Source organism: Arthrobacter crystallopoietes BAB-32, from assembly GCF_000328305.2.
Lineage (GTDB): Bacteria > Actinomycetota > Actinomycetes > Actinomycetales > Micrococcaceae > Crystallibacter > Crystallibacter crystallopoietes_A.
Genome location: NZ_ANPE02000221.1, coordinates 1 through 19,160 on the forward strand (window position 1 = coordinate 1; position 19,160 = coordinate 19,160).

The window sequence follows — 19,160 nt, forward strand, 5'->3', positions numbered from 1 at the left end:
CCAGCGCAGCGGCTCGCTGCCCGCCGGCGCCTGGTCCGCCAGCTCGCCGCAGATGCGCTCCAGCACGGAGTCCTCCAGCTGCCGGGCGGGCAGGGCCAGCAGCAGCGCCACCGAACCGGTCTGCAGTCTGGCGGCCAGGGCGGAATTGCGCGAGGAGGCGAGCACCTGGTTGACCAGTTCCAGCAGCACCCGTTCCCGCCGCTGCAGCGCGATCGGCTCCGCCGCGGACGGCCGGTCCAGCCGCAGCACCACGGGGACATAGAGCGGGGCCGGCCGGAGTCCGAGGGCGGCGGCGCGGGTGAGTGCCTCGGCTTCGTCCAGCGAGCGCGGCTGGCGCAGTTCATGGAGCAGCCCGGCCTGCGCCTGGTGGCCGAGTTCGCGCTGGTCCCGCTCGGCCATCCGGTTGATGGTCAGGGCCTGGCCGGCGCGCTCCAGCACCATGGCCGCTTCCGCTTCCTCGGCGGGGTCCGCGGGCACCACGAGCCGCCCCCAGCGCTGGCCGCGCAGTCCGACCGGGGTCTGCAGCCAGCCCTCGTCCCCGGTCCGGGCGGTCTCCTCGCGGAAGTGTGCGGCGCGGGAGCGTCGTTCCCAGTCGCGCAGCAGCTCCCCCGGCGCGGTGCCGGCCGGGTCGAAGGCCATGACCAGGTGCGAGACGTCTTCGAGCACCACCGGCGCGCCGGTCAGCTGCGCGGTGCGCTCGACGATCTCCTCGGCCGAGGCGTTTTCCAGGCTGAGCATGGTGAACACCTCGTGCACTTCGCGGGCCTTCTCCACCCGCTCCAGCTGCGCGGCGACGATCAGCTTGTGCACCACTTCGGTCACCTCGACGAAGCGGATTCGCCGGGCGGCGAGCACCACGGGCAGTTGGGCGCGGGCGGCGGCCTGCCGGAGGGCGGCTTGGGCTTCCGGGCGGTCCGCGGTGATTTCGACGACGACGCCGGCAGCCCCGAGCGCGGCGAGCTCACCGAGGTAGCGGGCAGCTTCGGGAGCGGAGGTGCCGAAGCCCAGGCCGGTGGTCAGCACCAGCTCACCGCCTTCGAGCAGGCCGGACAGGCTCTTCAGTTCCGCCACATGGACCCAGCGCACCGGGTCGCCGAGCCGGTCCGCGCCGGCCAGGACCTCCGGTTCCCCAGCGGCGACGACGGGCAGCTGCAGGATGTGCTGGAGCGTCAGGATCATTTACACAGTGTAATCCGGAGCCCAGTTCTGCTGACAGGTTGCCAATGGTGCAGGTCGATCCGCGGGGGCAGGATGGTGTCCACCGGGCAAGCCGCGCCGGCACCGCAACACGAGCCATCGAGCACCAGCAGGAGTTCCTTCATGCAGACTGTCCAGCACTGGATCAACGGCGCCTACGCCTCCCCCGCCGACGGCGGGCGCACCGCCGACGTCACGAACCCGGCCACCGGCAAAGTCTCCGCCCGCGTCGCGCTGGCGAGCACCGCCGTCGTCAATCAGGCTGTGCAGGCCGCCGCGGAGACGTTCCCGGCCTGGCGCGACACCTCGCTGACCCGCCGGGTCCAGATCCTGTTCAACTTCCGCGAACTGCTCAACGCCCGCAAGGGCGAGCTGGCCGCGATCATCACCGCCGAGCACGGCAAGGTCCTCGACGACGCCCTCGGCGAGGTCAGCCGTGGCCAGGAGGTCGTCGAATTCGCCTGCGGCATCCCGCACCTGCTCAAGGGCGGCTACACCGAGAACGCCTCGACCAAGGTGGATGTGCACTCGGTCCGCCAGCCGCTGGGCCCGGTGGCGATCATCAGCCCGTTCAACTTCCCGGCGATGGTGCCGATGTGGTTCTTCCCGGTCGCGATCGCTACCGGCAACACCGTGGTCCTCAAGCCCAGCGAGAAGGACCCGACCGCCGCGAACTGGATCGCCGAGCTCTGGAAGGAAGCCGGCCTGCCGGACGGCGTCTTCAACGTGGTGCACGGCGACAAGGAGGCCGTCGACACCCTGCTGGACCACCCCGACATCAAGTCCGTCTCGTTTGTCGGCTCCACCCCGATCGCGCAGTACGTGTACCAGAAGGGCACGGCGGCCGGGAAGCGCGTGCAGGCCCTCGGCGGGGCCAAGAACCACATGATCGTGCTGCCGGACGCGGACCTGGACCTGGCCGCGGATGCCGCTGTGAGCGCAGGCTTCGGTTCCGCCGGCGAGCGCTGCATGGCAATCTCCGCGCTGGTGGCCGTGGGCGGGATCGCCGATGAGCTGGTGGCCAAAATCGCCGAGCGCACCCGGACGCTGCGGATCGGCGACGGCCTGCGCGGCACGGACATGGGCCCGCTGGTCACCGCCGAGCACCGGAACAAGGTGGCCGGCTACATCGCCGCCGGCGAATCGGCCGGCGCCACGGTGGTGCTGGACGGCCGGCACGTGGAGGCGGACGCCGAGGGCGACGGCTTCTTCCTGGGCCCGACCCTCTTCGACAATGTCACCCCGGAGATGTCCATCTACACCGACGAAATCTTCGGCCCGGTGCTGTCCGTGGTCCGCACGGAAACCTACGACGAGGCGCTGGGCTTGATCAACGCCAACCCGTACGGCAACGGCACGGCCATTTTCACCAACGACGGCGGTGCCGCCAGGCGCTTCGAAAACGAGATCGAGGTGGGTATGGTGGGCATCAACGTGCCGATTCCGGTGCCGATGGCGTACTACTCCTTCGGCGGCTGGAAGAACTCGCTGTTCGGCGACAGCCACGCCCACGGCGCCGAGGGCGTGCACTTCTTCACGCGCGGCAAGGTCGTCACCACCCGCTGGCTCGACCCCAGCCACGGCGGGCTGAACCTCGGCTTCCCGCAGAACGCTTGAGACCAGGAGGACCCACCATGACCACCACCGCAGCGCACACCGCAGCCGGCTCCGGCGTCAGCGAAGCCGAGCTGGAGGCCGGCCGGCGCGCCTACGAGCTGGACCGCAAGCATGTATTCCACTCCTGGTCCGCCCAGGAGCAGATCAAGCCCATGACGGTCATCCGCGCCGAGGGCTCCTATGTCTGGGACGGCGAGGGCAACCGCCTGCTGGATTTCTCGTCGCAGCTGGTCAACACCAACATCGGCCACCAGCACCCGAAGGTCGTCGCGGCGATCCAGGAGCAGGCAGGCAAGCTGTGCACCATCGCGCCGCAGTTCGCCAACGACGCGCGTTCCGAGGCTGCCCGGCTGGTCGCGGAGCTGACCCCGGGCGAGCTGGACAAGGTGTTCTTCACCAACGGCGGCGCAGACGCGGTGGAGCACGCGATCCGGATGGCGCGGCTGCACACCGGCCGCTACAAGGTGCTCTCGGCCTACCGGTCCTACCATGGCGGGACCGCGCTGGCCGTCAACGTCACCGGGGATCCGCGGCGCATCGCCAACGACTACGGCAACGCCGGCACGGTGCACTTCCACGCGCCGTTCCTGTACCGCTCGCAGTTCCACGCGGCCACCGAGGCCGAGGAGACCCAGCGCGCGCTGGAGCACCTGGAAACCACGATCCAGCTCGAGGGCGCCGACCGCTTCGCCGCGATCATCCTCGAATCCATCCCGGGTACCGCCGGCATCATGGTGCCGCCGCCCGGCTACCTCCAGGGCGTGCGCGAGCTGGCCACGAAGTACGGGATGATGTTCATCGCGGACGAGGTCATGGCCGGCTTCGGCCGCTCCGGCAAGTGGTTCGCGATCGACCATTTCGACGTCGTGCCGGACCTGCTGACCTTCGCCAAGGGCGTGAACTCCGGCTACGTGCCGCTCGGCGGCGTCGCGATCTCCCCGGAGATCTACGCGACCTTCGCCGACCGGCCCTACCCGGGCGGGCTGACCTACTCCGGCCATCCGCTGGCCTGCGCGGCCGCCGTGGCCACCATCAACGCCATGCGCGAGGAGCGGATGGTCGAGCATGCCGCAGACCTGGGCGAGACGGTGTTCGGGCCGGGCCTGGCGGAACTGGCCGCCAAGCACTCCTCAATCGGCGAGGTCCGCGGCGTCGGCGCGTTCTGGGCGATCGAGCTGGTCAAGAACCAGCAGACCCGCGAACCGATGGCAGCCTACGGCGGCTCCAGCCCGGCGATGAACGAGCTGATCGCCGCCTGCAAGTCCCGCGGGCTGCTGCCGTTCGCCAACTTCAACCGGATCCACGTGGTCCCGCCGCTGAACATCTCTGCCGAGGACGCACGCGCCGGGCTGGCCATCCTGGATGAGGCGCTCGAAGCCACGGACCGCCACGTCGAGAGCTGACGGGCAGTCCAATCGACCAGTGCGGGGCCGGCGGGAATGATCCCGCCGGCCCCGCCCTTGTTGCAGCAGCGGGCCCGCCTCAAAGGCGAGGGACGAGGGCTCCACCGCTCCAAACGGTCAAAAACCCAAGGACAAGTACACGAAACATCCAACCGCCACCACCAGTATTCCACTGAGGAAAAGCCAAAGGCCGGCATTGGATTCCGTCGATCTGCGATGCTGGTTTTTCACTATTGCTCCTAGCAGCGATGAAGCTTCTGGTACGGCAAGCCGTCAAACTGCGATCACATACTTCTGAGTGTGGCTGCCGTCGCTTGTTGAAACCTTAGAGATGGTTTCGTTCGACAGAACCCTGGCCCGCGGTGCTGCGGCAACGGCCAGAACGGTACCCCGCCACCGGTCCGGTGACGGGCGGTCAGCCGCGCGGCAGGCGGGCCTCGATGCCGTCGAGCAGCAGGTCGAGGGCGAAGGCGAAGTTCTCTTCGTCGCTGATCCCCGGCATGGCTGCGGCGGCCGCGGCAGCGTTCGGGAAGCGGTCGGTCGGCGCCTGCGCGTAGGCTTCGGCCCAGGCCCGGTTGTCCGCCTCGGACTTTTCGCCCAGCGACTTCAAGGCAGCCCCGAAACCGGTCCACGCCAGCATGAAGTCGGCGCAGGCCCGGTAGATCCGGACAGCCTCTTCCGGATCGAAGCCGGCCTGGCGGAGCGTGGCCAGCATGGTCTCGATGAACCGCATTTCGGATTCCTGCCTGGTCACCCGGACCGCGGCCAGGGCCGCCACCTGCGGGTGGGCCAGATAGGCGCGCCGGCCGCGGACGATGAGCTCCCTGATGGTGTCCCGCCAGGAGGACCCCGGCTGGAAGTCTTCCAAGGCGTGGGCGATCAGCCGGTCGGCGAGCGCCAGCAGCAGTTCGTCCTTGTCCTTGAAGTGCCGGTACAGTGCGGTGGGATCGGCGCCGAGCAGCTGCCCGATGCGGCGGAAGGTCAGGGCGGAGCTGCCCGCTTCATCGGCCAGCTGCAGGCAGGCGTCGACGATGACCTCGCGGGAGAGTCCCTTGGCCCGCTGCCGCTGGGTGCTGCTACCGGTCACTGCCATCACGTCCCTCCTCCTGCTGGCCTGGTGCGTCACTCCACTGTAGCGGCGGCGGGCTGGTGGCCCTCGGCGGCTTCGGCCAGTGCCCCGCCGCGCTCGGCGACGCCGCTGCGGCGGGAAATGACGAAGAGCAGGGCGCCGAAGGCGAGGCTCGGGATGCCGATCGCCAGCCCGAGGACCGGGGCACTCACCGCGCCGATCAGATTGCCGCCGATGACCGGTCCCAGGGCGACGCCGACGATGTAGACGCCCATGACCAGCGTGCCCACCCGGCCGGTAACGTCCATCCGCGCAGCCAGGCCGAAAACCAGGGCCAGCACGGCGCCGTACATCGTGCCGGCCAGCACGATGCCCGCCGACAGGATGGCGGCCGACGTCGCGGTGAGGACGGCGTACTTGCACACGGAGCCGATGGTGATGATGAGGACGATGGCCAGGGACCGGCCCAGCAGTTTCAGTGCGAGCGGGGAAGCGAGGGCGCCGAGGAGTCCGCCGACCACGCTGAGCGAAATCACGAGGGAGATGCCATCCAGCGTCATCCCTGCACTCTCCATGCCGATCACGCCGGAGATTGCATAGACCAGGTCTTCGGTCATGCTCCAGAGGCCGAAGACCAGCGCCAGGATGACGGCCTTGGACTCGAAGCGCCTGCCGGCGGCCGGCTTCTGCGCGGCTTCAATGGGCAGGTTGGGCAGGCCGCTGGCCGAGAGCAGGCCGACCAGGCCCAGTCCTGCGAGGATGACCAGGATGTTCCGCAGGTCGCTGCCGAGCAGCGGCACGATGGCCAGCAGGGCCGCGGCGGCCAGCCGGTTGACGATCATCACCGTATTGACGGTCTTGTCCGGATCGCGCGTGGCCGAGGAGGCCGCCGTCGCCGTCGCCACCACCACGCCCGCACCGATACCGCCAAGCACCACGCCGGCCACCACGGGAGCCGTGGTCAGCGTGAACGCGCCGAGGCCGAATCCAGCCGCCATGGCCAGCAGGCCGATCCGGGCGATCCTGGGCCTGTCGCCCTTGGCAACCAGCTTGTTCGTGGCGAAGATGCCGGCGGCGGTGCCAAGGGACATGGCTGTCGCCAGGGCGGAAGCCGCCGCCACGGACATTCCGAGGTCGGCAACGAGTGCGCCGATGAGGACCGGAACAAGGTTGGCCGCGAGCAGCGCCAGAACCCAGGTTCCGAGGAAACCGATAACGACTTTGGGCGTTAGTGCCGCCAGGGATGCAGGAGCGGGCATCGAAAGTTCCTTACTTGGGAAGGATTGGGCATCATTGTCAACAACGTTGACTGAACAATTCCACAGTGCTCCCCGTTCCGGCAACAGCTAATGAATGTGATTCAAATCATAGTCAAGGTGGAGTCAACGTTGTTGACATTCTCCCCCGCCGTCAGTTGGATAAGTCACACCCCTTCCCCAGCATCAGGAAAGCAGGAAACGTGAGCGCAGACTGGATCTTCCACTCCGGCCGGATATTCGACGGACTGCAGCTCCATCCCACGGCAACGGCCGTGGCGGTAGCGGACGGACGGATCACCGCGGTGGGCAGCGACGCGGAGGTGCGTGCCGCCGTCGGTAGTGCCGTAGAGACGGTTGACCTTGGGGGCCGGCTGCTCACGCCGGGATTCACCGATGCCCACGTGCACGCCGTGTACGGCGGCGTCGAGCGGCTCGGCTGCGATCTGCTGGAGCTGTCCGGCCTGGACGCCGTGCTGGCCCGTATCGGCAGCTACGCCGCAGGGACCGGCAAGGCCTGGATCACCGGCGGCGGCTGGCACAAGGCGGACTTTCCCAACGGCTACCCCACTCGGGACCTGCTCGACGCCGTGGTCCCGGACCGCCCGGTCTACCTGATCAACGCGGACCACCACAGCGCCTGGGTCAACACGCGGGCGCTGGAACTGGCCGGCGTGGACGCGTCGACGCCCGATCCGGCGGACGGCTGGATGGAGCGCGACACGGACGGCTTTCCCGCCGGCACGCTGCACGAGGGCGCGATGGACCTGGTCAACCGGCTGCTGCCCCCGCTGTCCGAGGAGGACCTCAGCGCCGGGCTGCTCGAAGCCCAGCGCTATCTGCATTCGGTCGGCGTGACCGGCTGGCAGGAGGCCATCCTGGGCAACTACGCCGGCTACCCGGACGCCAGCAGCGTGTACCGCAGCATGGCCGCGCGCGGACTGCTGACCGGCCGGGCCACGGGCGCGCTCTGGGTGCCGCGCACCACCACGGCGGACAACATTGCCGAGCTCATCGCGGATTTCGAAGAACGACGCCGGACCAACCGTGAGGCGGGTTTCCTCACCACGAGCGCCAAGATCATGGTGGACGGCGTGCCGGAGAACCGTACGGCCGCGATGCTCGATCCCTACCTGCGCCCCTGCCGCTGCGAACACCCGGACGGCCTGGGCGCACCCGCTGCGCCGGAGCCGGAGGAGAGCCGCGGGCTGCTGTATCTGCCCAAGGACGTCTTCGACCGGACCGCCGCCGCGCTGGATGCCGCCGGCTTCGACCTGCACATGCACGTGATCGGCGACCGCGCCGTGCGGGACGGGCTGGACGCCGTCGAATACGCCCGGCAGGCCAACGGCCTGCGCTCCGGCGCCGCGAAGAGCCGGCACCACATGGCGCACCTGCAGATCATCCACCCGCTCGACGTGCCGCGCTTCGCCGCGCTCGAAGTGGCCGCCAACGCGCAGGCGCTGTGGGCCTGCAACGACGACCAGATGCTGGAGCTGACGGTGCCGCTGATCGGGGCCGAGCGGGCCGAATGGCAGTACCCCTTCGGCTCGCTGCTGGCCACCGGCGCCAGGCTCGCGATGGGTTCGGACTGGCCCGTGTCCACGCCGGATCCATGGCAGGCCATCCATGTCGCGGTCAACCGCAGCTACCCCGCCTACCCGGACGCGCCGCCGCTGGTCCCGGGCGAGGCCATCGGGCTGGCCGCCGCCTTGTCCGCCTACACCTCCGGCTCCGCGTGGCTGAACCGCCATGACGACGGCGGTGTCCTCCTTCCCGGCAAGGCCGCGGATCTGGTGGTGCTGGACACGGATCCGTTCCGGCTCGACCCGGCGGAACTGCATACCGTGGGCACGGATCTGGCCATGGTGGACGGCCGGGTGGTCCACAGCCGCCAACAGTCGGAAGTGGCGGCGTGAAGCGCGCCGGCGGTCCGGATCTGACGGCCTACGAGCAGGCCGAGCAGCAGATCCCGCGCAGCCGCACCGCCGCCGCACTGGCCGGAGCCCGGCCGGAGCCGTTCTGGCTCGACGATCCGGCCCGTCCGGACCCGTTGCCGGCCCTGGCTGCGGACACCGCCACGGACCTGGCGGTTGTCGGCGGCGGCTACTCCGGGCTCTGGACGGCGCTCATGGCCAAGGAACGCGATCCGGGCCGCCGCGTCGTGCTGCTGGAGGGCCGCCGCATCGGCTGGGCCGCCTCCGGCCGCAACGGCGGCTTCTGCGAGGCCAGCCTCACCCATGGCGATGCCAACGGGCAGAAGCACCTGCCGCAGGAGGCGGCCCGGCTGCGCGAGCTCGGCCAGGAAAACCTGGAGCAGCTCGCCGCCGCCGTGGCGCGGTACGGGATCGACTGCGGTTTCGAATGGACCGGCACGCTCTCCGTGGCGACCGCTGAGCACCAGGTCCAGTGGCTGCGCGACGAAGAGGGCCAGGACCCGGATATCGTCTTCCTCGACCAGGAGGCCGTGCGCAAGGAGGTCGGCTCCCCGCTCTTCCGCGCCGGGCTGTGGGACAGGAAGGGCACGGCGATGCTCAACCCGGCCCGGCTGGCCTGGGGACTGCAGCGCGCCTGCCTGGCTGCCGGCGTCGAAATCTTCGAACACACCCCGGTGCGGGGCCTGCGGAACTCAGGCTCCGCCGTCGAACTGCGCACCGATGGCGGGACGGTCACCGCCGAACAGGTCGCGCTGGCCACCAATGTGTTCCCCTCGCTGCTCAGGCGCACCCGGCTGCACACCGTGCCGGTCTACGACTATGCCCTGATGACCGGCCCGCTTGGCGCGGAGCAACTGCGGGCGATCGGCTGGCACAACCGGCAGGGGCTGGCGGACCTGGACAACCGCTTCCACTACTACCGCCTGGCCACGGATCCGGACGGCGGAACCCGCATCCTGTTCGGCGGCTACGACGCGGTCTACCACTACGGGCGGCGCCTTCGTCCCGAATACGAGCAGCGCGAGGCGACGTTCACCCGGCTGGCCGCGCACTTCTTCGCCACCTTCCCGCAGCTGGAGGACGCGAAGTTCACGCACCAGTGGGGCGGGGCGATCGACACCTGCAGCCGCTTCTTCCCGTTCTTCAGCACGGCTCATGGCGGCCGGGTGGCATTCGCCGCCGGCTACACCGGGCTCGGCGTCGGTGCCACCCGCTTCGGCGCGAACGTCATGCTGGACCTGCTGGCCGGCACACCCACCGAACGGACCGAGCTGGCCATGGTGCGGCGCAAGCCGCTCCCCTTCCCGCCGGAGCCGCTCGCGTGGCTGGGCATCAAAACAACGACGGCGGCCCTCATCCGGGCGGACCGGAACCAGGGCCGGCGCGGGCCGTGGCTCAAGGCGATGGACGCCGTCGGGATGGGCTTCGATTCCTGACCCGGCCCATGCGCCAGCCGGCGGCCCTTCCGCGCCCCCTCCACTCCCGTGTTCCTCTCCCTCCGTATGCCCTACCCTCCCCTCCTGTGTTCCCCTACCCTCCCCTCCCGTGTTCCCCTGCCCTCCCTCGTTCGAACCCAACTTCAGGCCTAACTACCCACGTTTTGCCCGGCGGCAACGCCCTGACTTGGGACGATGCGGGCGGCTGCTCCAAAACGTGGAGTCGAAACGGCGGCCTGCGCTGCAGCGAGCCGCGAGTGGCGGCAGCAGACGGACTGCGGCGCGTCGCGAGGCCGGCCAAGTGGGGCGGGCCGGGCGGGTAGGCAGCGGACGTGCGTAAAAGAACGTGATTCATTTTAAGTCTTGTGCGGCAGCCCACATGCCGGTATAAATGAATATTGTTCATTTGTGATCTGCCCCACTGGAGAACCTCCCATGCTTGAACTGACCCGGCTCGGTCCGCCTGCTTCCCTCGCCCGCACCGAGCCAAGCAGCCGGCCGCCGCTGCGGATTGGCCTGGTCCAGCATCGCTGGCACGCCAACCCGGCTGAGCTCAAGGCCGAGCTGAACGAAGGGATCGCCCGCGCCGCCAAACTGGGCGCCGCCGTCGTTTTCCTCCCCGAACTCACGCTCTCCCGCTACCCGGCGGACACCCTGCCAGCGGGCCGCGCGGCGGACCTGGCCGAGGACCTGCTGACCGGGCCCACCTTCGCCTTCGCCGCCGAGGCCGCCCGCGCCAACAACGTGTGCGTGCACGCCTCGCTCTACCAGCGGGCCGACAGCCCCGAGGACGAGCTGGGCCTGAACACCGCCATCCTGGTTTCCCCGGCCGGCGAGCTGCTGGCCCGCACGCACAAGCTGCACATTCCGGTCACCGCCGGCTACTACGAGGACAAGTTCTTCCGCCAGGGCCCGGCCGCCGAGGACGCCTACCAGGTCCACGCCCCGGCCGAACTCGGCGGCGCCCGCCTGGGCATGCCGACCTGCTGGGACGAGTGGTTCCCGGAGCTGGCGCGGCTGTACTCGCTCGGCGGCGCCGAACTGCTGGTCTACCCGACGGCGATCGGCTCCGAGCCCGACCACCCGGACTTCGATACCCAGCCGCTGTGGCAGCAGGTGATCGTCGGCAACGGCATCGCCAACGGCCTCTTCATGGTCGCCCCGAACCGCTGGGGCAACGAGGGCACCAACACCTTCTACGGCTCCTCGTTCATCTCAGACCCCTACGGCCGCATCCTGGTACAGGCGCCGCGGGACGAATCCGCCGTGCTGGTCGCGGACCTGGACCTGGACCAGAGGAAGGACTGGCTGGCCCTCTTCCCGTTCCTGGCCACCCGCCGGCCGGAAACCTACGCCCGCCTGGCCGAACCGGTGCGCGCCGACGAGCCGTTCGGCACCCCGGCCCCGCAGACCGCGCCGGCAGGAGCCTGACGATGGGCTGGACGATGCCCGCGGAGACCGCGGAACAGAGCCGGATCTGGATGGCCTTCCCGCCCGGCGGCTACACGCTCGGCGACACCGAGGAGGAGGCGCACGCCGCGCGCAGCACCTGGGCCGCGGTGGCCAACGCGATCGTGGAGTTCCAGCCGGTGACCATGCTGGCGGAACCGAAGGACGCGGAAACCGCCCGCACCTACCTGTCTCCCGCCGTCGAACTTGAACTGGCGCCGCTGGATGACGCGTGGATGCGGGACATCGGCCCCACGTTCGTCTTCAATAACGACGACGGCGCCCGGCTGGGTGCGGTGGACTGGGTCTTCAACGGGTGGGGGCAGCAGGACTGGGCCCGCTGGGACAAGGATGCGAGGATCGCTGCCCGGATCGCGGGGCTCGCCGGCGCGGAGCGGATCGGCTCCTTCCTGGTCAACGAAGGCGGCGGCATCCAGGTGGACGGCGAAGGCACCGTGCTGGTGACCGAGACCGTGCAGCTGGATCCGCACCGGAACCCCGGCCTCACCAAGGACGGGGTGGAGGCCGAGCTCGCCCGCACCCTCGGCGCCACCAAGGTCATCTGGCTGCCGCGCGGACTCACCCGCGATTCCGAGCGCTTCGGCACCCGCGGGCACGTGGACATCGTCGCCGCCATCCCCTCCCCCGGCACCGTGCTGGTCCACAGCCAGGACAACCCGGAGCACCCCGACTACGAGGTCAGCCGGGAGATCATCGCCTGCCTGGCCGGCACCACCGACGCCGCCGGGCGGGACTGGAACATCATCGAGGTGCCCGCGCCCCAGACCCTGCGCGACGACGAGGGCTTCGTCGACTACAGCTACATCAACCACCTGGTGATCAACGGCGCCGTCATCGCCTGCACCTTCAACGACCCGGCGGACGAGAAGGCCCTGGCCATCCTCGCCAATGCCTATCCCGGCCGGCGGATCGTCGGCGTCGACGCCCGCGAACTCTTCGCCCGCGGCGGCGGCATCCACTGCATTACGCAGCAGCAACCACGTTCTTTCCGAAAGGCCCGGCCATGAGCCACACTCCAACCATGAGCACCACCAGGCCGCCCGGCGGCAAAGGCCTCGCGGCCGGGCAGCTGGGCCTGCTCGCCGTCGTCGTCATCGGCATCTCCACCATCGCCCCGGCGTACGTGCTCACCTCCACGCTCGGGCCGACCGTCCAGGCGATCGGGCCGTACCTGCCGGCGATCTTCATCGTCGGGTTCATCCCGATGTTCCTGGTGGCGCTGGGCTACCGGGAACTCAACGCGGACTCGCCGGACAGCGGCACCACCTTCACCTGGGTGACCAAGGCGTTCGGCCCGTTCATCGGCTGGATGGGCGGCTGGGGCCTGCTCGCAGCGAACATCATCGTGCTCTCCAACCTGGCCGGTGTGGCGGTGGACTTCTTCTACCTCTTCCTGGCCCAGCTGACCGGGGACGCGTCGCTGGCCGACCTGGCCGCGAACAAGGTGGTCAATGTGCTGACCTGCCTGGTGTTCGTGGCGCTGGCCGTCTGGGTCTCCTGCCGCGGCGTGAAGACCACCAAGGCCGTGCAGTACATCCTGGTGGCCTTCCAGCTGGGCGTCCTGGCCTGGTTCACCGTCGGTGCGCTGAGCCGGATCGGCACCGTGCCGGGGACCGAGCCGCTGGCCTTCAGCTGGGCATGGTTCAACCCCTTCGGCATCGAGTCCTTCTCCGCCTTCGCGCTCGGCCTGTCGCTGTCCATCTTCGCGTTCTGGGGCTGGGACGTCTGCCTGACGGTGAACGAGGAAACCACCAACGGCCGGCGCACCTCCGGCGCCGCAGCCACCGTGACCGCCGTCGTTGTTTTGGCGATCTACCTGGCCGGCTCCGTGGCCACCGTGATGTTCGCCGGCACCGGGGACACCGGGCTGGGCCTAAACAACCCGGACATCGCGGAGAACGTGTTCACCGCGATCGCCGGTCCGGTGATGGGCCCGTTCGCCATCCTGCTTTCGCTGGCCGTGCTGTCCTCCTGCGCCTCGTCGCTGCAGTCCACCATGATCTCGCCGGCGCGCAGCCTGCTGGCGATGGGCTACTACAAGGCGCTGCCGGAAAGCTTCGGCAAGGTCAGCCCGCGGTTCAAGTCCCCGGTCTTCGCCACGGTGGTGGCCGGCGCCGTCTCCGCCGGCTTCTACACGCTGATGCGCTTCGTCAGCGACAACGTCCTCAACGACACGATCATGGCGCTGGGCCTGATGATCTGCTTCTACTATGGGCTGACCGCGCTGGCGTGCGTCTGGTACTTCCGCCGCACCGCGCTGGCCAGCGCCCGGAATCTGTGGTTCCGGTTCATCTTCCCGCTGCTGGGCGGACTGGCCCTGGTGGTCGTCTTCGTCCAGACCGCGGTGGACAGCTGGGACCCGGCCTTCGGCAGCGGCTCGGAGCTGTTCGGCATCGGCCTGGTGTTCGTGATCGGCGTCGGCCTGATCGCGCTCGGCCTGCTGGTCATGCTGTGGATGTACCGGCGCCGGCCGGAGTACTTCCGCGGCGAAACCCTGCAGCAGGAAAGCCCGGCGCTGGAGCTGCCCGAGTAGGCACGCCCGCAACCGGAAGCAACGGCCGACGGCGGGGCCTCACCTCGGGTGAGGTCCCGCCGTCGTTCCGTCCCGACCCATTGCGGCCGCCGGTGCGCGCTCCTAGGGTGGACACATCCCCAAACCCAAGGAGGGACCATGTCGACCCCCAGCGAAGAGAACCCGAACCTGGACGACGTTGTCGAACGCACCGGCGACGCCCTGCCCACCTCCACCCGGACCGGGCACGGCAAGATGCCCGAGTCCATCGATGACGACGATCTGCAGCGGGCCACCGAACAGGAGCGCGTCGCCGCCGGACTGGCCGACTACGCGCCGTCGGACGTCCCGGACGCCACCGATCCCCTGCCGCCGGAGGCCTCTGACGAGGCGGACCGCGCCCAGCGCGGCTGGACCGAGGAAGAAAGCGGCGAGTGAGCCAAAGTCCAATTACGACGCCGGTGCGTCGTTAAGCGGGGTCGGTGCAGGTCAGCCCTGGCCGGAGGAGTCCAGCTCGCTTCCGATCCGCTCGGCGGCGGCACGGACCTGCTCGCCGAAATCCTTGCCGGGCGAGGCCTGGACGCGGGTCAGCGGCACGGCCAGGCAGACCGCGGCAATCAGCTGTCCGCCGGATTCCACGGGCACGCTGACCGAGCCCAGGCCCGGAGTCCGTTTCGCGACGGATTCCACCCAGCCATGGCGCTCCAGTTCCTCCAGTGCCTCGGGGACCCGCGCCAGAATTCCCCCGCTGGAACCGGCCGGCAGCGCCACCCGGGCCCCGACCGGCAGGGTCGCCTTCAATTCCTGCTGGCTGTCGACGCTCAGAGCACAGATCCGGTCATCGCCCCGGCGCAGCCACAGCTGGGCCGTCTCTCCCGTCTCGTCGCGCAATCGGGTCAGCACCGGCAGCGCCGCGTTCTCCAGGGCGGTGCGCACGAACCGGTGGCCCAACTGGAAGTCCCCGCCCTGCGTCCGGCGCAGGAACCCGTACTCCACCAGGGACAGCGCCAGCCGGTGCGCCGTCGAGACCGACAGGCCGGACCGACGGGCCAATTCGCTGGCGGACGCCGCGGAGCCCTCCACGGCGTCAAGGATCGCGGCAATGCGCGCCAGCATGCGGTTGCTGTTGGAAGATTCAGGCGAACTCATGCCATCAGCGTAATGCGGCGCCCGGCCGCCGAAGAACGCCGGGGGCTGCCGGGGCCGCCGGGACGCTCAGTGCCGGCGGCCGCCGGCGTGCTCCATGCAGAAGCGGGCCTCCGGCCGGGCCTCGAGCCGCTCGTCGGGGATGGTCTTGCCGCAGTGTTCGCAGCGTCCGTAGTTTCCGGCATCGATCCGCGCCCGGGCGGCAAGCAGTTCGTCCAGCGCCTGCTCGGTGCTGTCCAGCAGCGTGACTTCGCGGGCACGCTCGAGGGTCAGGGTGGACCCTTCGGGATCATGTTCGTCGTCGGACGGGGTGTCTTTGGCGGCGAGCGTCGCTTCCCGAATGTCCTGGGTCAGGCGGTCGATCTGGGTCCGTGCCTCGGCGATCTTCTCGTCGAGCAGCCGCCCGAACTTCTCGTTGGCAGGCGCGGCGGAAGCGGCACCTGCGTTGTCCAAGGCCTTGTCCACAATGGACCTTCCTTTACGATGATTGATTCCAGCATCATAGTCCTGTTTGGCCCGCTTTTTACCGCTTCAGCCGCGCACTCTTCCCGCAGGAGGCCCCAGTGATCGACCGGAAAACCGAGACTGACGTGCTGGTGGTGGGCGCCGGCCCCACCGGTCTGATGCTGGCCAACTGGCTCCTGAAGCTCGGTGTGCGCACTGTGCTGGCGGACGCCAAGTCCGGCCCGACGCGCGAGTCCCGCGCCTTGGGACTGCAGGCCCGCAGCCTGGAAATCTACGACCAGCTGGGCGTGGCGGACACGGTGCAGGCGGAGAGCACGCTGGCCCGGCGGCTGTACCTGGGTTACGAATCCAAGGTCTTCGGCATGCTGCCGCTCGGCCGCTTCGCCCGGGGCCTGACGCCCTATGAGGGCATCACTTTCTACGAGCAGAGCAAAAACGAGGCGCTGCTGGCGGACAACCTGGCGACCCTGGGCGGCAGCGTGCTCTGGCACCACCGGCTGACCGCGCTGGACGACGAGCCCGGCGGGCAGGGCGTCAACGCAGTGCTCACCGGACCGGACGGAGACCTCGCCGTGCGTGCCCGCTACTGTGTGGGTACCGACGGCGGTTCCTCCACCGTGCGCACGCTGCGCGGCATTCCGTTCGAGGGCGTGACGAATCCGGCGTCCTTCTTTGTCGCGGACGCCACCCAGGTCCGCGGCCTCTCGCACGACGGCGTCAACATCCGCCCCGGAACCGAGGATTTCCTGCTCGGCTTCCCGATGGTCGGGGACGCCCATATCAGGCTGATCGGCACGGTGCCGGACACCACCCCTGCCCCCGCTCCCGGGGAGAACAACGACGACGGCGCGGGCACCGCCGTCGTCAATGTCACCGAAGCGGAGGTGCGGGAGCGGCTGGCGCGGGTGTACTCGGTGACCTACGGCGCCTCAACCTGGTTCTCCACCTACCGCGTGCACCACCGGGTTGCCGCGCGCTTCCGCGACGGGCCCGTGTTCCTGGCCGGCGACGCCGCGCATGTGCATTCGCCGGTCGGCGCGCAGGGCATGAACACCGGGTTGCAGGACGCGCACAACCTGGCGTTCAAGCTCGCCGACGTGCTGCAGGGCCGGGCCGGCGACCGCTACCTGGACCGCTACGAGGCCGAGCGGCGTCCGGTGGCGCACCGGCTGGTGACCACCACGGACCGGGTCTTCGGCTTCATCACGTCCACCAATCCGGCGGCCGGCAGTCCGGCGCGGCGCGCTGCCGCTGATCGCACCGGTGGCCGCCTTCCTGGCCCCGCGCACCCGGCGGGCATCGCGGCTCTTCGAGTATGTCTCCCAGATCCGCATCCACTACTGGATGTCCGACGGCGCCAGGGAAACCGCGCGCGGCCGCCGCGGGACCGTGGTCGGCCGGCGGCTGCAGTTCACCGGCGACAACTTCGAGCCGCTGCGCTCGCTGCAGTGGCAGGTGCACGCCTATGGGTCCATGTCCGCGGTGGCCGTGCATCACGTGCGCTCGGCGCTCGGGCTGGAAGTGCATGTGCTCCCGCTGCACGGGAACCGCCGGCTGCAGGAGGGCATGTTCTACCTGGTCCGGCCGGACGGATTCGTGGCGGCCGAGGCGCCGCCGGCCACCGCCGTCTCCACCTTCGCGGCGGCGCTGCAGCGCTAAGGCGCGGAAGCCCCAGCGCTGCGGTGCGGACCGGATCGGACCGCGCCGGGCCGGATCGGGCCGGCCGCGGGCGTTGCCTGGTCAGTTCCCGGGCGTCCAGTCCGATTCGTCCGGCCGCACCGGGTGCCGGCTGACGATGGAGAGCCGGTTGAATGCGTTCATGGTCAGCACGATCCAGCTGACCGCGGAGATCTGCTCCGCGGTCAGGCGCTGGCGGGCAAACGCGTACTCATGGTCGGCCAGCTCGTGCGGCGGCAGCTCGGTGATCGATTCGGCGAGCGCCAGGACCGCCTGCTCCTGCTCGCTGAACAGCGAGGTGTCCCGCCAGGCGGCCAGTACGGCCAGCCGCTGCTGGCTCTCCCCGGCTGCGAGGGCGTCCTTGACGTGCATGTTCAGGCAGTAGGCGCAGCCGTTGAGCTGCGAGACCCGGACATTGATCAGCTCCACGAGCCGACGGTCGAAACCGGCTTCCTCGGCGGCCTCGCGCACCTTCAGGCCCAGCCCGTTCAGCGCGCGGTAGGCGGCCGGATGCTGCTTGTCGATGAAGACGCGGTCGTGCTTGACGGCGCTCACCGGCTCTCCCCCGCGGCAGCCTGCTCCGCCCGGTCATGCTCGGCGATCTGCTGGTCGGTGGGCATGTCCACCGCGTCCAGGTACTCCGGGTGCTTGCGGACCCAGGCCCGGATGTACGGGCAGAGCGGGACGATCCGCCGGCCCGCGGCCCGGACGTCATCCAGCGCGAACCGGGCCAGCTTGGATGCGAGCCCCTGCCCGGCGTAGGCGTCGTCCACCTCGGTATGGACGAACACCATCTGGTTCTGGTTGGAGCGGAACCGGTACTTGGTGAAGCCGATGACCTTGCCGCCGTCCTGCAGTTCGTAGCGGCGGCGCTCGGGGTTATGGACGACGGCGATCGCCTGGCCGGCGTCTTCGGCGTGGGTTTCGGGGGCCATGTCTTCCTTTCTGGCGGCGCTCATCAGCGGCGCGGGCGGATGCGTGCGTTGGGCAGGGTCGGGGCGGGCAGGTAGTCCAGCGTGTTGTCGACGACCTTGCCGAACTGGTTGGTTTCGGGGCTGCCGCCGGGGCGGGGTTCGGCACCGATCTCGGCCTGCCAGTTCTTCCGGTACTCCACGATCTCGTCGTGGTCCCGGCCCACGAAGTTCCACCACATCACGATCGACTCGCCCAGCGGTTCGCCGCCGAGCAGCAGCAACCGCACCGGCTCCCCCGGCTCGGCCGACAGCTCCAGCGTGCCATGGCCCGGAGGCAGGTAGGCGAGCTGGTCCGCCGTCGTCAGTGTCCCGTTGAAGCGCACGCTCCCGCTGTCCACCAGGACGCCATGCTCAAAGGAGGGATCGGCGTCGAACTCCACGCTGGTGCCGGCGTCGAGCAGCAGCTCCGCGCCCAGCAACGGCGAATGCAGCGGGACCGGCGAGGTGCTCCCGCCCAGCGAGCCCATGAAGACCCGCAGCTCGAAGTTGCCGCCGATGACCGGCTCGGGCGCGTAGTGGTCGAACCGCGGCTCGGTGAAGCGGGCATGCTCCGGGAGTGCGGTCCAGAGCTGGGCCCCGTGCAGGATCTGCGTCTCCGGCGTGGAGATCTCCGAGTGGCAGATGCCGCTGCCGGCCGTCATGAGGTTCAGCTCGCCCGGGCGCACGAGTGCGTGGTAGCCGGCGCTGTCGCGGTGCTCGATCTCGCCGGTGAAGAGCCAGCTGACCGTCTGCAGGCCGGTATGCGGATGCGGCGGAACGTGCATGCCGCCGGTTTCGGACACCCGGTCCGGCCCGTAATGGTCGAGGAAGCACCAGGCGCCGATCAGCGAGCGGCTGCGCTGCGGCAGCGTGCGGCGGACGTTCATTGCGCGCGGGCCGCCCAGCGGCACGTCGCGCGGCTCCAGCAGTTCCACCGGGGACGCCGCGAGCTGCACGGAGCCCTGTTCCCGGCACAGCAGCTCCTGCGGATCACGCTCCAGATTGCTCATCGCTTCCTACTC

17 protein-coding genes are annotated in these 19,160 nt (G+C 69.7%); 9 read left to right on the plus strand and 8 right to left on the minus strand.

Annotated features, from left to right (window positions below; translation table 11 throughout):
* Window positions 1-1,179 (minus strand): PucR family transcriptional regulator ligand-binding domain-containing protein (locus tag D477_RS17100; RefSeq protein ID WP_005272562.1); only part of this gene is annotated, 1,179 nt, incomplete at its 3' end.
* A 141-nt stretch (window positions 1,180-1,320) separates the two neighbouring features.
* Between D477_RS17100 and D477_RS17105 the strand changes: the two genes are divergently transcribed.
* Together D477_RS17105 and D477_RS17110 are read left to right on the plus strand one after the other, a co-directional pair.
* Window positions 1,321-2,814 carry a CoA-acylating methylmalonate-semialdehyde dehydrogenase gene (locus D477_RS17105; protein WP_005272565.1) on the plus strand — a complete coding sequence of 498 codons (1,494 nt, stop codon included), beginning with the start codon at window positions 1,321-1,323 and terminating at the stop codon, window positions 2,812-2,814.
* 17 nt (window positions 2,815-2,831) lie between these two features.
* On the plus strand, window positions 2,832-4,217 hold the full coding sequence (locus D477_RS17110; protein WP_005272567.1) for an aspartate aminotransferase family protein: 1,386 nt from the start codon (window positions 2,832-2,834) through the stop codon (window positions 4,215-4,217).
* A 415-nt stretch (window positions 4,218-4,632) separates the two neighbouring features.
* Here the strand turns inward: D477_RS17110 and D477_RS17115 are convergent, their stop codons facing one another.
* Together D477_RS17115 and D477_RS17120 are read right to left on the minus strand one after the other, a co-directional pair.
* The gene (locus tag D477_RS17115; RefSeq protein ID WP_005272568.1) at window positions 4,633-5,310 is read right to left on the minus strand and encodes a TetR/AcrR family transcriptional regulator C-terminal domain-containing protein; all 678 of its coding nucleotides are present in this window, start codon (window positions 5,308-5,310) and stop codon (window positions 4,633-4,635) included.
* 29 nt (window positions 5,311-5,339) lie between these two features.
* Window positions 5,340-6,545: an MFS transporter gene (locus tag D477_RS17120; RefSeq protein ID WP_005272570.1), complete on the minus strand. Its 1,206-nt coding sequence runs from the start codon at window positions 6,543-6,545 to the stop codon at window positions 5,340-5,342.
* A 200-nt stretch (window positions 6,546-6,745) separates the two neighbouring features.
* Here D477_RS17120 and D477_RS17125 point away from each other — a divergent pair, with 200 nt between their 5' ends.
* The 6 genes from D477_RS17125 to D477_RS17150 all read left to right on the plus strand — a co-directional run bounded on the left by D477_RS17125 (window position 6,746) and on the right by D477_RS17150 (window position 14,335).
* Window positions 6,746-8,461 (plus strand): amidohydrolase, encoded by a 1,716-nt coding sequence (locus D477_RS17125; protein ID WP_005272572.1) that lies wholly within the window; start codon window positions 6,746-6,748, stop codon window positions 8,459-8,461.
* Entirely contained in the window at window positions 8,458-9,915 is a 1,458-nt protein-coding gene (locus D477_RS17130; RefSeq protein WP_005272574.1) for an NAD(P)/FAD-dependent oxidoreductase, read from the plus strand. Before D477_RS17125 ends, D477_RS17130 begins: the two co-directional genes overlap by 4 nt.
* Before the next feature lie 435 nt (window positions 9,916-10,350).
* The gene (locus D477_RS17135) at window positions 10,351-11,346 is read left to right on the plus strand and encodes a nitrilase-related carbon-nitrogen hydrolase (protein ID WP_005272575.1); all 996 of its coding nucleotides are present in this window, start codon (window positions 10,351-10,353) and stop codon (window positions 11,344-11,346) included.
* Window positions 11,347-11,348: 2 nt separating this feature from the next.
* Window positions 11,349-12,392, plus strand: coding sequence for an agmatine deiminase family protein (locus D477_RS17140; RefSeq protein WP_005272577.1), 1,044 nt, complete (start codon window positions 11,349-11,351; stop codon window positions 12,390-12,392).
* Window positions 12,393-12,406: 14 nt separating this feature from the next.
* Window positions 12,407-13,918: an APC family permease gene (locus tag D477_RS17145; RefSeq protein ID WP_005272579.1), complete on the plus strand. Its 1,512-nt coding sequence runs from the start codon at window positions 12,407-12,409 to the stop codon at window positions 13,916-13,918.
* A gap of 138 nt (window positions 13,919-14,056) precedes the next feature.
* The gene (locus D477_RS17150; protein ID WP_005272581.1) at window positions 14,057-14,335 is read left to right on the plus strand and encodes a hypothetical protein; all 279 of its coding nucleotides are present in this window, start codon (window positions 14,057-14,059) and stop codon (window positions 14,333-14,335) included.
* Window positions 14,336-14,386: 51 nt separating this feature from the next.
* Here D477_RS17150 and D477_RS17155 read toward each other — a convergent pair whose 3' ends face one another.
* Both D477_RS17155 and D477_RS17160 read right to left on the minus strand, forming a co-directional pair.
* The gene (locus D477_RS17155; protein ID WP_043847480.1) at window positions 14,387-15,046 is read right to left on the minus strand and encodes an IclR family transcriptional regulator; all 660 of its coding nucleotides are present in this window, start codon (window positions 15,044-15,046) and stop codon (window positions 14,387-14,389) included.
* 66 nt (window positions 15,047-15,112) lie between these two features.
* Window positions 15,113-15,508, minus strand: a complete 396-nt coding sequence (locus tag D477_RS17160) for a TraR/DksA family transcriptional regulator (protein ID WP_005272585.1) — start codon at window positions 15,506-15,508, stop codon at window positions 15,113-15,115.
* A gap of 98 nt (window positions 15,509-15,606) precedes the next feature.
* On the opposite strand from D477_RS17160, the gene D477_RS17165 reads away from it, so the two are divergent.
* The gene (locus D477_RS17165; protein ID WP_005272587.1) at window positions 15,607-17,301 is read left to right on the plus strand and encodes an FAD-dependent monooxygenase; all 1,695 of its coding nucleotides are present in this window, start codon (window positions 15,607-15,609) and stop codon (window positions 17,299-17,301) included.
* Here D477_RS17165 and D477_RS17170 read toward each other — a convergent pair.
* Genes D477_RS17170 through D477_RS17180 form a run of 3 tightly spaced genes read right to left on the minus strand, consistent with a single transcriptional unit; the run spans window position 17,249 to window position 19,148 of the window.
* Window positions 17,249-17,740 carry a carboxymuconolactone decarboxylase family protein gene (locus tag D477_RS17170; protein WP_005272589.1) on the minus strand — a complete coding sequence of 164 codons (492 nt, stop codon included), beginning with the start codon at window positions 17,738-17,740 and terminating at the stop codon, window positions 17,249-17,251. The genes D477_RS17165 and D477_RS17170 overlap by 53 nt on opposite strands.
* Window positions 17,737-18,120 (minus strand): GNAT family N-acetyltransferase, encoded by a 384-nt coding sequence (locus D477_RS17175; RefSeq protein WP_005272590.1) that lies wholly within the window; start codon window positions 18,118-18,120, stop codon window positions 17,737-17,739. Before D477_RS17175 ends, D477_RS17170 begins: the two co-directional genes overlap by 4 nt.
* A 23-nt stretch (window positions 18,121-18,143) precedes the next feature.
* A complete protein-coding gene (locus D477_RS17180) occupies window positions 18,144-19,148 on the minus strand; it encodes a pirin family protein (RefSeq protein WP_005272592.1) in 1,005 nt (334 codons plus the stop codon).
* Between the last annotated feature and the right edge of the window lie 12 nt (window positions 19,149-19,160).